Below are 11,512 nucleotides of genomic sequence, written 5' to 3' on the forward strand. Positions count from 1 at the left end.
ACCGACAACGGCGGAATCTTCGGACCCGGACGACTCATACCGAACTAACGACAAACCTCCGACTCAGGTCACTAGGCCGTCTCTTTCGGATCTTGGGGTGCCGGTAAGAACCCTGTCATCGATCCTGCTGGCTTATTCCGTGCCCAGCGGGGCTGACGGCTCGTTGGTCGGGACAGCAGCGGCCGTCTTGGCGTTCCCGGTCACGGGTGGGGTGTGGAATGTCGATGCAGCCGAGGCCGTGGCCGAAGGTGCCTGAGCTGACCGCGCAGGTGGCACGGGCGGTGGCGGCACGGGGCCCGTACCCGTTGGCGATGCGGGTCCGTGACGAGCTGGGCGACTTGTTCGCGGACGCCGAGTTCGCCGAGGCGTTCGAAGCCAGAGGGCGGCCAGGCTGGTCACCGGGCCAGCTCGCGCTGGTGACGGTGTTGCAGTTCGCCGAGAACCTCACCGACCGGGCGGCGGCGCATCGTGTGCGGTACGGCATGGACCTGAAATACGCGCTCGGCTTGGAGCTGGATGATCCCGGGTTCGACGCCTCGGTGCTGTCCGAGTTTCGCACGCGACTGGTTGAGCACGGGATGGAGGAGAAGGTGCTCGATCTGCTGCTGACCGCGCTCAAGGACCGGGGCCTGGTGAAGGCCGGAGGCAGGCAGCGCACCGACTCCACCCGCGTGCTGGCGGCAGTACGCGATCTGAACAGGCTGGAGCTGGCCGGGGAGACGCTGCGGGCCACTCTGGAGGCGCTGGCCTGCGCGGCCCATGACTGGCTGGCCCAGGCGGTGCCCGTCCGGGAATGGGCCGAACGCTACGGCCCGCGGACTCACTCCTGGCATCCGCCGGCTTCCACGAGCAAGCGCGAGGAGATAGCCCTGGTCTACGGCCGGGACGGGTTCGCACTACTGGAGGCGGTGCATGCCCCTGATGCCCCGGCCTGGCTGCGTGAGCTCCCGGCGGTGCAGGTCCTGCGCGCGATGTGGGTGCAGAACTACCACCGCACTGTGACCGAGGCCGGGGCGGAGGTGAAGCGGCGGGAGAGCAAGGACCTCCCGCCCGGCAGGCTGCGGCTGGCTTCTCCGTACGACACTGACGCGCGCTACGGCCTCAAACAGGGCTCCTGGTGGACCGGCTACAAGGTCCATATCAGTGAGTCCTGCGACGAACCCGACGTGCAGGACGCGGCTACCGGCCAGGCGATGGTCCTCGGAGCCGGCGGACCGCCGCCGCGCTTGATCACCGGCATCGCGACCACCGACGCCACGGTGACCGATGCGGAAATGACCGAACCGGTCCATCACATGCTCGCCGCCCGCGATCTCCTGCCCGCCGAGCACTTCCTCGACTCCGGTTACGCTTCCGCTGAGTTGATCGTCGGCATGAAGAAGAACTTCGGGGTCACCCTGGTCACCCCGGTCCTGATGAACAGCTCACCCCAGGCACGTGCCGGCATTCGACCGCACCGCGTTCACCATCGACTGGGACAAGCGGCAGGCCACCTGCCACGCGGGGACACCAGCACCTGGTGGAGCCCCGCCACCCTGCGCGGCACCAAGGCCATCGTCATCAAGTTCGACAAGGAGACATGTCGCCCCTGCCCGGTGCGCGACCAGTGCACCCGCTCGAAGACCGGTGGTCGAACCCTCTCCCTGCAACCCCGCGAGGTGCAAGAAGTCCTCGACCATGCCCGCCTCCAACAGGGCGACGAGCAGTGGCTATCTAAGTACGGAACCCGCGCGGGCATCGAGGGAACCATCCACCAGGCTGTCGCGGTCACCGGCATGAGACGTGCCCGCTACCTTGGTCTCCAGAAGACCCACCTGGAGCACGTCTTCTCCGCCGCTGCGCTCAACCTCATTCGCCTCGATGCCTGGTGGAACGGCCACCCGCTCGACCGCACCCGCGTCGGCCACCTTGCCCGCCTCGATCTCTCCCTCGTCTTGTGACCGATTAAGGGGTACCAGTAGTTCCCGCCGAAAAAGCAACGCTAAGCCCGTCAGACTCGCCCTGATCTGGGGTGATCTCGGGGAAGGCGGGGCGGTGGCCCGCCACAGGGCGGCTCGTTGGGCTGAACGAGTGACGGTGACGGGCGGGCGGGCGGATGGCTTCACACCTCACCCGTGTCCTCCTTGTTTCGCCGGCTCACGGGCGGCCTGCGTAACGGCGGGCTCGATCGGACCGGCTACCCGGCTTCGGGCCGAGCGGCAGCCGATGCGTGGTTCGCTCGGCGGCGTCGGTAGTACGCAACGGTGAGGATCGCCAGGAGCGGGCCCCAGGCGAGGATCGGGGCGTACGCCGTCCACAGCGCCCAGGCGGCCGGACCGCTGGTAGGGCCACTGTCGCCGTTCTCGTTCATCGGCTCCACGAAACCGAAGATCTGGTTCAGCACGGCGTACGCGCAGAGCATCGTGATCAGCGCGGCCCCGAGTGCGGCCGGAACGACCACCGCCGGGATCGGGATCCGTCTACCGCGCAGCCCCGGCACCCAACGCGGGACCACTTCGCCCCACGGCCGCACCAGCCCGAGGGCGAGCAGCGCGAGCCCTTCGGAGACCAGGGACAGCCCGAGCACGTACGTGCGTTCCCACACCGCCCAGTGGTGGTCCGCGTCGTAGCCGGCCAGGCCCAGCACCAGCGCGACACGCCATAACCCGGACGGCAGGACACACAGCGGGATGGCATGGGCTACCCGGACCGCCCAGCGGGGAACGGGCTGGACGGGCCTGCGGCCAGCCGGCGCGCCGACTGACATCTCGGCTGCCGTTGCTGCTGCTGTGGCCCTGGCATGCGTGGTCATGTGCGCCCCCCGACGAGATCCGACGTCATCAATCTTCGGGTGCGGGGTGGGTGCTCAGCGTCCGCCGCCGGGTTGACCGGCGCTCGTCCGTGCGACGGACGCCGGGGGCGACCACAGGATGACACCGTCGGCGCCAGCGCGAGCGGATTTCCTCCAGTAACCCGCGCGATGGTGTCGGCCAACCACGTCAGAGCCCTCTGCCAGTGACCAGGCCAGCGCCCCCCGGGCACCCCTCGGCGGGCACCCGCTGCGGCTGCCCTGATTCATCCTCTGATCTGGGCCGCAGCTGCTTAGCGTTGGTCTTCGGCGAGAACTACTGAGACCCCAATAAGCCAGCAGGATCGTCATCAGCCGCAAACGACGGTGATCAGTCCTCTGACCTGGAGGGTCGGGGCAGTGCCGCCGTGCTGGTCGTCTCGGCGAGTGCGAGGCGGCCGCCCTTCAGTTCGGGCACGTAGTTGTAGATGGTGTTGCGGGAGACGCCGAGGAGCTTTGCGATCGAGGTAACCGTGTTCTCCGGACGGGCGAGCAGATCGCGGGCGTGACGTACCTGTTCCTCGGTCATCGCCGGCGGGCGGCCGAGTCGGGCGCCGCGGGCGCGGGCGGCGTCCAAGCCCTCGTTGGTGCCCTGCACGATGAGTTCGCGGATGAACTCGGCGAGGGCTGCAAACACGTGGAAGACCAGGCGCCCGCCGCGCGTGGTCGTGTGAGCGCCTCGTGCAGCGAGGTGAAGCCGACGCCACGCTTACGCAGGCCGGACACGATCGCGATGAGGTCCTGGAGGGAGCGGCCGAGCCGGTCCAGCGACGGAACGACGAGCGTGTCGCCCTCGCGCGGGAAATCGAGGGCCTTTCACAGCTCCTCGCGTTCGGCGTTCTTGCCGGACTTCTTGTCGGCGAAGATCCGGATGCACCCCGCTTCCATGAGTGCGTGGATCTGACGGTCGAGCAACTGTCCCTTGGTGGACACGCGGGCGTATCGGCGGGGTCGTCGCCCTGGGGTCGCTGCACCCGTCAGATCGTACAGAAAACGGTGCCCCTCAAGTTCTTGAGCACATCGACTTTCTGACACCGTTTTATGGGCATGATCCGGCGCCGATCCGGCCGTGTACAGCCGCTTACCGATGTTGCTCATCAATCGGTCGATAGATGAACGGCAGCATCTCCCGCGCATTGAACCGCAAAGGATTCTTCGCGAATAACCCTTTGCGAAGAACCCTTTGCGGTCTACCGTGTGTCGCATGGTTGATGCAGTGGAGAGGCCGGATGGCCCGAACGTTGACGAGGACTCGGTTGTCCTGGATGCCAAGGGGCTGCGTGCCCTGGCGCATCCGGTGCGCGTGCAGTTGGTCGGGCTGCTGAGGAAGTACGGCCCGTCGACGGCCACCCGCCTTGCGGAGCGGCTGGGGGTGAATTCTGGAACGGCCAGCTACCACCTCCGGCAGCTCGGCGCGGCCGGTTTCGTCGAGGAGGACACCGAACGCGGCAACGCGCGAGAACGCTGGTGGCGTTCGGTGCACCGGACGACTTGGTTCAACGATCCGGAGCTGGCCGAGCAGGAGCCCGAGGCCGCACTGGCCTACCAGCAGTCACTCGCCGCCATCTACACCCTGCGCACGCAGCAGACCCTGAACGGGCTTCAGACGATGCCCCGCGCATGGCGGAACACCTTCGACATGAGCGACTGGTCCCTGCGGCTCACGCCAGAGGAAGCCACGACCCTGTACCGGGAGTTGGCGGAAGTCATCGCGCGCTACCGGCGAGACACTCCGGAGGCGGCGGCAAGTGCCCCCGAGGGAGCCGAACGGGTCGCCGTGATCACGAAGATTTTGCCCGAACTGGATGCGCCTGCCGCGTCGTCGCTCCCTTCCGGTCCTCAGGAAGCGGAAGGAAGCCCGACGTCATGACCTACGACGCCTTGGAGGCCGGCGGCATACCCGGCAAGAGGTCCTTACGGCCGCTGGTTGCGGTACTGGCAGCCATGACCGTGTCGCTGACCGGCACTCGGATCTCCGTCGTGGCACTGCCCTGGTTCGTCCTCGTCACCACCGGCAGCGCCACCCAGACCGGACTGGTCGCCTTCTGCGAGATGACTCCCTACGTGGTGGTCAAGGCGTTCACCGGACCGCTGGTGGACCGGATCGGCCCGCGGGCCGTTTCCTGGACCACCGATCTGGCCAGCGCGACCGTCGCCGCCGCGGTTCCCCTGCTCCACACCCTGGACCTGCTCTCCTTCCCCCTCCTCCTGGTTCTGGTCGCACTGATCGGCGCCGCCCGGGGCCCCGGCGACCTGGCCAAGAAGGTGATGGTCCCGGAGGCAGCCGAGCGCGGCCGGGTGCCGTTGGAGCGGGCCACGGGTCTATCCGGCGTGATCGATCGGTTCGCCTCCACTATCGGCCTGGCGGTCGGCGGATCTCTGGTGGCACTGCTCGGTCCCCTGACAGGGCTCGCCGTCAACGCGGGCTGCTTCGCCTTCGGATCGGTGATCATCAAACTCGCGCTGCCTCGCGGCATGGGGCACGCGGCCGACGAGGCCCCCTCGCCGTCGGGGGAAACGGGACCGGGTTACTGGCGGCGGTTCGGCGAGGGCTTCACCTTCCTGCGCGGCGAGCCGTTGCTGCTCACCGTCATCGTCATGGTCGGCGTCACCAATCTGCTGGATGCGGCGTTCGCCTCGGTGCTCGCGCCTGTCTGGGCCAGGGAGTCCGGTAACGGGCCGACCGCGATCGGCCTGATGGGCAGCGTGATGGGGGCCGCGGCGGCCGGCGGGAGCCTGATCGCCTCGGTGGTCGCGCACCGGCTGCGGCGGCGGGTGGTGGTTCTCACCGGGCTCCTGCTGGCTGGGGCACCAAGGTTCCTGATCCTCGCCTTCGATGCCCCGCTGGGAGTGGTACTGGCCGTCTTCGCGGTCAGTGGGTTCGGTGCCGGCTTCGTCAACCCAGCGCTGGGGGCCATCCTCGTCGAGCGGGTGCCGCGCCGGATGCTGGGCCGGGTTAACGCGCTCGGTGACTCGCTGGCCTGGGCCGGAATCCCTCTCGGCGGGCTGATCGCCGGGGCCGCGGTGACCGCTGTCGGACTCGTGCCGGTGCTGCTCGCCTGCGGCGCCGCCTACTTCCTCACCACGAATCTGGCTGGCCTGCGGCCGGAATGGCGCGAGATGGACCGTACGCGTGGCCGGGGCGTCCTGAAGCCGCATCCCAAGGAAGACGCCTCACAAGACAGCGCGAATGTAGCGACATGACGCCTACGGGAGGGAGGCGGACCATCTGGTCTTCTCCCTCCCACCACTCCTTGTGACCACGCCCACGCTTCACGCACGCTCAGATGACTGCTGGTCGGAGGCGTCCGTCGGAACTCGGGGGCCCGGAAGTTTGACCGCAGCAAGGTCGAGGCGGGTGTCCATGTCTAGGTTGACCTCCCCGTACGGACGCACGTGGGACCAGAACAACGGAGTCAGGCCGCGCCGATCGGCAGGCGTGAGAAGCTCAGCCCACTCCGGTTCGCCGAGGATGTCCTGGAGCATGAGGGTGTTCACGTAGACCAGCGCCGATTGCAGGATCCTCAGGCACAGCACGAACATCTCCTGCTCGTCGCGCCGGTTTGAGGCGATCTCTCCGCCCTTGCCGTAGGCGATGACGGAGTTCGCGCCGTTGGAGGACTCCATCACGTTCAGGCCCTCCTCGATCTCCCGCTGGAGGTCCCGCAGCCGCAGGTAGCGGGCCACGAAGATGGTCTTCTGGGCGCGTCCGACCTCCAGCATCGCCGCGTAGGTGGGGTGGGAGGCGTTGCGGGTGAAGCGGTGCAGGATCGCCTCGGTGGATGCGGTGCGGGTCCGGATCGCGGTGGCGTACTTGATCATCTGGTCGTACTGCTGGGCGATGAGTTCCCAGCGGATCGGCCGGGTCAGCGCCGAGGTCAGGCGCGGGTAGGTGTCCGGCTCGCCGGCCACCGGCCGGTACAGCTTGACCTTGTTGATTCGCTTGATCCTGGGCAGCAGGTCGAAGTTCAGCAGCCGTGTGATGCCGAACCCGATTTCCGACTGTCCGTGCGAGTCCGTGTAGTTGGCTTCGACGTCCAGGGTGGTGCCGTGCCGCATGGCGCCCTCGATCATCGCAGCGACCTCGGAGGCGGTGCAGTTGATCAGCTGGGAGTGGATGGCCAGGGACTTCTTCTCCACGTGCCAGTAGATGAGCACCCCGCGGCCGCCGTAGCGCGAGTGCCACTCAGTGAACAGGTTCCGGTCGTAGGCGCGCACGTGGGTGGAGTCGGAGGCGACCGCGGTCGAGCCCTGGCCCCACAGCTCGGAGCTGCGGGCGGCGAAAGTGGCGTTCGCGATCTGGACAGCGATGGCGCGGGCGGCCTCCGCCGACAGATACCGGCGCCGCACGTACCGCAGCTCGTCCTCGGTGTGGCCGTGGCCGCCGGACGCCACGGCCTTGATCCCGGTGTTCGTGCCGTACGCGTAGATGACCAGCAGCAGGCGTTCGGCCAGCACCTCCGGCGAGAGGCTGCCGGCGCCGGAAACGGAGGTGACCGCGTCCAGGCAGCCGGTCCGCAGCACCGCTTCCTTCAACATGTCGACGAGCGGCACGATGCCCCAACGCCTCGCAACCTCGCCCTTGATCCGGCGCAGGTTGCGCGGTTCGGGCTGGGCCTCGGCCGCAGTCAGCCGGATCGCCCCGGACTTGCGCTCGGCGATGTCCAGCCAAGACAGCTTGGGCAACTGCTCGTTCAGCAGGGACAGCTCGGCCGCCATCTGGCCGCGCAGCTCGTCGACGAACGCCGAGGCATTCAGCGGCTTGCGCAGCTCCCGCCCCGGCGACCAGCTCCGCCGCCCCCGCACCCCGAATGCCTGGGCGAACTCGGCGTCCGAGAACAGTTCACCGAGCTCGTCACGGATCCTCATCGCCAACGGATACGGTCCTCGCGCCGCTGCGGCCCGTGCTGCCCGCCCGTCGCTTCCGGCACCTGCGGCCACGGCCGCGCCTGCATCGACACCCCACACCCCACCCTGCGGCCGATGACGGAAGACGCGACCGCTATACGGAGCCAACGAGCAACACAACCGACCAGCAATGCAATTGGCCAGCAGGATCGTCACCGGCCGCAAACGGCGATCAGGGCTTCGTGGGAGTGGTCTTCTCTCACTCGTCTTTGAGCTGCAGGGCGAACGGCCTGGTGCGGGGTGAGGCGGGGCCGTCATCCGCAGACCAGGCCGCAGGCCCGCGCGGAGGCGAGCCGTCGTTCGGCCACGAGGTCGGGTCACGGATAGGGCCCGGGTCCATTCAACGGGTCTGGAACCACAAGGTGATCCATCCCAGGAACATGGCTCCGGCCGCCGATCCCAGGCCCCGTACTGCGCCGAACATCGCTGTACGGACGAGCCGCCGAGCAATGCCGCTCTTGCCCTTGTTGCCCTTCTTGGCAGTTCCCATTCGACTTCTCCGGTCGTTGAAGGTTCCGACACTCGCATTCGACAACAGCCCAGGTCAGTGTGTCTGTAGCCTCGGACAGGCCCGGCCGCGTGCGGCCAAGGTCGGCTGTCCTCGGCCACTCTCGGACGGCCAGCGTCTCGAAGAGGAGCATTTCTGTGGGGACAGGCGAGGATCTGATCGAAGCCTTCGCGGCCGACCTCCGGCAATTGCGCCGTGACGTGGGCGAGCCATCATTCCGTGACCTGGAGTCGTACGCGCATAAGGCCGGGAAAACATTGCCTCGCACCACTGCTTCGGACGCCGTGCGGGGTCGTCGGCTCCCGAAACTAGGGGTGGTCGTCTCGTTCGTCCGGGCCTGCCGAGACTACGCAGAGGATCACGGCATCCCCGTACCCGACCGTGGCCGGAAGGCGTACTTCTGGCAGGAAGCTTGGGGGAAGGCGTCAACAGCTCTTGGTGAAGCCAAAGCCCCCACAATGCCCCAGACTCGCGAGCTGCCTAGCCCAGGTCCGCACGACGCACACTTCGGTCAGCGGAACCGCTGGTGGATCCCGGAGCGTCAGCGGTGCTCCTACCTATTGATCGGCAGTATCACGGCCGGCGGCCAGGCTCCATTGGCTGGCGTTCCCCACGACTGCGAGCGCATGTCTGCAGCGGTACGCAGCGCTGCACCATGGATGTCCTTGACTGTGCTGCTCGATCCGACAAACCGGGAGGCACACCAAGAGATCGGCCGCGTCATGGCCGAACCCTTGGAGCTTCTGGTAGTGCACGTTCTCGGGCACGGATATCTCAACGAGTCCGGACACCTGTCCTTGATGATGAAGGACACGCGGGAAGACAACCTGTTGCAGACGTCTGTCGACCTTGAAAGCCTGCTGTCCCAGGCGGGGCAGTATTCACGTGAGCGAACAGTGATCCTCATCGTGGACACCTCGTTTGCTGGCGCCGCGATGCCAAGCATTTCGGTGCCGCTGGAGCACTGGTTCGTCCTGGCGGCAGCGGGAGCCCAGGAGTTTGCGTATGACGGGCAAGGAACTGCTGGGGGATCGTTCACGGGCACGCTCGCCATCCTGCTGAACGACGGAATCACTGCCAGTCCGTATCCCCTAGTGACCGTGACGGATTTGGCGCGGGAAGCGCGGCAAGCCATCCGTGGACGCCGCCACCCTCAGACGGTCACCTGGAGCGGCACCACGAGCATCGAAGTACTCGGCCTTGCCTACAACCAGGCAAGGTGAGGCTGGCAACGCCCCGGCCCCCCACCTGTTTTGCGCTCGGTACGGTGGATGCAATCCGCTGACCTGCACCGACCCGCTGCACTGAAACTCACGCAATGCTCCGAGCCCCAGAGAATCCTCTGTGTAAGCCGTGCCAGCAGGCGCGCAGGAGCACCGTGCCCGCGTAGCGGTACTTGGCTGGCCTGTCGAGCGCGGCGAGAGCCTGCCGCGCGCTGGCATGGGTGCGGGCTCCGTCAGCCGTGCCCCCTGGTCAGCGAGCCCGTCACGCATTCTCAGATCGTGTGAGGGTTCCCCAGCCGTCACCGGTCGGTCGGATGTCCCAACCCGCTGGCAGGTGCTGGGGCAGTGTCGTGTCCTCCGGCGTCGTCAGGCGTGTCCGCGCCTTTTCGAACTGGGCGTCGCGGGTGAAGGTCGCGCCGTCGAACGAGGCGCCGCTGACGAAGGTCGCGCCGTCGAACTCGGCGTCGCGGGTGAAGGTCGCGTCGACAAATTGGGCGTCGCTGGTGAAGGTCGCGTCGTTGAACCAGGCGTCGCTGGTGAAGGTCGCGCCAGCGAACCAGACGTCGCTGGTGAAGGTCGCGCCGCTAAACCAGGCGGGGCCGGTGAAGGTCGCGTCGCCCAACCAGACGGCGCCGGTGAAAGTCGCCTGCACGAAGTTCGCTTGGGCGACGTGGCAGAAGCTGAAGTCCCATGAGGTAAGAGTGGCGTGGGAAAGGTCGATGTTCATGCCTTCCCAGAACCGGTCGTTGGCAGGGGTGGTCTCTCGTCGGCGTAGCGGGCGGGCATCACGGAGGTGGGCCGCGAGGATGCGCTGGGCCGTTTCACGTACCTGGAGTTCCTGCCGCCGTTGGTTCTCCGCCTCGCCCTCTCCGCGAATGAGCGCACGGTCAGCCTGTCGGGAGCGCGATGCCGCCTCCGGCGACCCTCGCCTTCGGCTCGCTTCGCGCGGGTGGGGTGTCGCGGGCGGGGTGTAGGGCATGCGCAGGTATGCGCAGATCACGTCCACGATGGTTTGTCGATGATTGTCGACCGCTTGGCCGAGCCGCTCCAGTGCATACAGTCCGCCTAGGCGTACCGGGGCCTGAGGGCTCCCAAGCTGCTCGACGGCCGTGGTGTACAGCTCGGTGATTCGTCGCTCGCTCGCGTCGTAGTCAGTCCTTCTGGTTGCTTCCTCGTGATGCTGTTGTCGGCGAAAAGCCAGCAGTACGGTGATGGCCGCGCCCACGCCGGCACCCGCAGCCAGCCCGGTGCGCATCACTTCGATCTCCTGTTTCAGCCGTGCGCTGCCCGGCGGCATCTCAAGGGTCTGGGGCATCAACAGCGCCGTGGTGGCCGACACCGCGACCAGTACAGCCGCGAATGCCAGCACCACCCACCACCAGCGGATACGCGGGGCGGAACGCCGTTGCCGTTCTGGCCGCGTTCGTCTGTACAACTGGTCGGCTGCCACAGCACACCCCGCGGAGATGAGCACGAGGACGAACGAGACGGGCGGGGTGCCGGCGGCCAGGGTGACCAGCCGATCCCAGGAGAGCACGGCCACGATCAGAAGACAGGCCGAGACAGCAATCAAGGCGTGGGCGGCGATCCGCCTGCACCGTGCCCAATCCATCGCGCATCCCTCCTGCTGGTCCAGTAACCGTCCGTGAAGGACACCGTGAGCGACACCTCCACCTCGGGCACGGCAGACTCGCTGTTGACCAGCGCCCACCACCCGAGCAGGCCAGCAGCAACGACCGAAGGAGATAGAAGGCTGATTTCCGACTGCGCACCACCTGCGCGGTCAGCTCAGGCACCTTCGGCCACGGCATCGGCCGCATCGACATTCCACACACCCACCCGCGACCGGGAACGCCAAGACGGCCGCTGCTGTCCCGACCAAGGAGCCGCCAGCGCTGCCGGGCACGGAATAAGCCAGCAGGATCGGTGACACAGTTCTTACCGGCACCCCATCTTGTCGGGCCCGCGACGCCTGGCGCCGCACCTGGCCGCGTTGTCGGGGCGCCCGAGTACGTCCAGTACGCGGCACGCCCCTCCGCCTTGCCA

9 protein-coding genes and 1 pseudogene are annotated in these 11,512 nt (G+C 67.5%); 4 read left to right on the forward strand and 6 right to left on the reverse strand.

What is annotated here, in order from left to right:
- Positions 1–218: 218 nt before the first annotated feature.
- Positions 219–1,940, forward strand: coding sequence for a transposase (locus ACZ45T_RS38750; protein WP_468449126.1), 1,722 nt, complete (start codon positions 219–221; stop codon positions 1,938–1,940).
- Between the two features lie 236 nt (positions 1,941–2,176).
- Here the strand turns inward: ACZ45T_RS38750 and ACZ45T_RS38755 are convergent, their stop codons facing one another.
- From ACZ45T_RS38755 to ACZ45T_RS38765, 3 genes and pseudogenes are all read right to left on the reverse strand, one after another.
- Positions 2,177–2,791: a hypothetical protein gene (locus tag ACZ45T_RS38755; RefSeq protein WP_468449128.1), complete on the reverse strand. Its 615-nt coding sequence runs from the start codon at positions 2,789–2,791 to the stop codon at positions 2,177–2,179.
- A gap of 367 nt (positions 2,792–3,158) precedes the next feature.
- A complete protein-coding gene (locus ACZ45T_RS38760) occupies positions 3,159–3,356 on the reverse strand; it encodes a helix-turn-helix domain-containing protein (RefSeq protein ID WP_468449142.1) in 198 nt (65 codons plus the stop codon).
- A gap of 81 nt (positions 3,357–3,437) precedes the next feature.
- Positions 3,438–4,033: pseudogene (locus ACZ45T_RS38765) on the reverse strand (recombinase family protein); the annotation flags it as partial.
- On the opposite strand from ACZ45T_RS38765, the gene ACZ45T_RS38770 reads away from it, so the two are divergent.
- Both ACZ45T_RS38770 and ACZ45T_RS38775 read left to right on the forward strand, forming a co-directional pair.
- The gene (locus tag ACZ45T_RS38770; RefSeq protein ID WP_468449130.1) at positions 4,032–4,697 is read left to right on the forward strand and encodes an ArsR/SmtB family transcription factor; all 666 of its coding nucleotides are present in this window, start codon (positions 4,032–4,034) and stop codon (positions 4,695–4,697) included. The pseudogene ACZ45T_RS38765 and the gene ACZ45T_RS38770 overlap by 2 nt on opposite strands.
- Positions 4,694–6,031, forward strand: coding sequence for an MFS transporter (locus ACZ45T_RS38775; RefSeq protein ID WP_468449132.1), 1,338 nt, complete (start codon positions 4,694–4,696; stop codon positions 6,029–6,031). The genes ACZ45T_RS38770 and ACZ45T_RS38775 overlap by 4 nt, the downstream gene beginning before the upstream one ends.
- A gap of 69 nt (positions 6,032–6,100) precedes the next feature.
- Here the strand turns inward: ACZ45T_RS38775 and ACZ45T_RS38780 are convergent, their stop codons facing one another.
- Together ACZ45T_RS38780 and ACZ45T_RS38785 are read right to left on the reverse strand one after the other, a co-directional pair.
- The gene (locus ACZ45T_RS38780; RefSeq protein WP_468449134.1) at positions 6,101–7,696 is read right to left on the reverse strand and encodes a transposase; all 1,596 of its coding nucleotides are present in this window, start codon (positions 7,694–7,696) and stop codon (positions 6,101–6,103) included.
- A 379-nt stretch (positions 7,697–8,075) separates the two neighbouring features.
- Positions 8,076–8,225, reverse strand: coding sequence for a hypothetical protein (locus ACZ45T_RS38785; protein ID WP_468449136.1), 150 nt, complete (start codon positions 8,223–8,225; stop codon positions 8,076–8,078).
- Positions 8,226–8,908: 683 nt separating this feature from the next.
- Between ACZ45T_RS38785 and ACZ45T_RS38790 the strand changes: the two genes are divergently transcribed.
- Positions 8,909–9,466: a hypothetical protein gene (locus tag ACZ45T_RS38790; RefSeq protein WP_468449138.1), complete on the forward strand. Its 558-nt coding sequence runs from the start codon at positions 8,909–8,911 to the stop codon at positions 9,464–9,466.
- 262 nt (positions 9,467–9,728) lie between these two features.
- Here ACZ45T_RS38790 and ACZ45T_RS38795 read toward each other — a convergent pair whose 3' ends face one another.
- The gene (locus ACZ45T_RS38795; protein ID WP_468449140.1) at positions 9,729–11,078 is read right to left on the reverse strand and encodes a pentapeptide repeat-containing protein; all 1,350 of its coding nucleotides are present in this window, start codon (positions 11,076–11,078) and stop codon (positions 9,729–9,731) included.
- Positions 11,079–11,512 lie beyond the last annotated feature (434 nt).

The sequence above is a fragment of the Streptomyces sp. NPDC030995 genome (assembly GCF_055571215.1).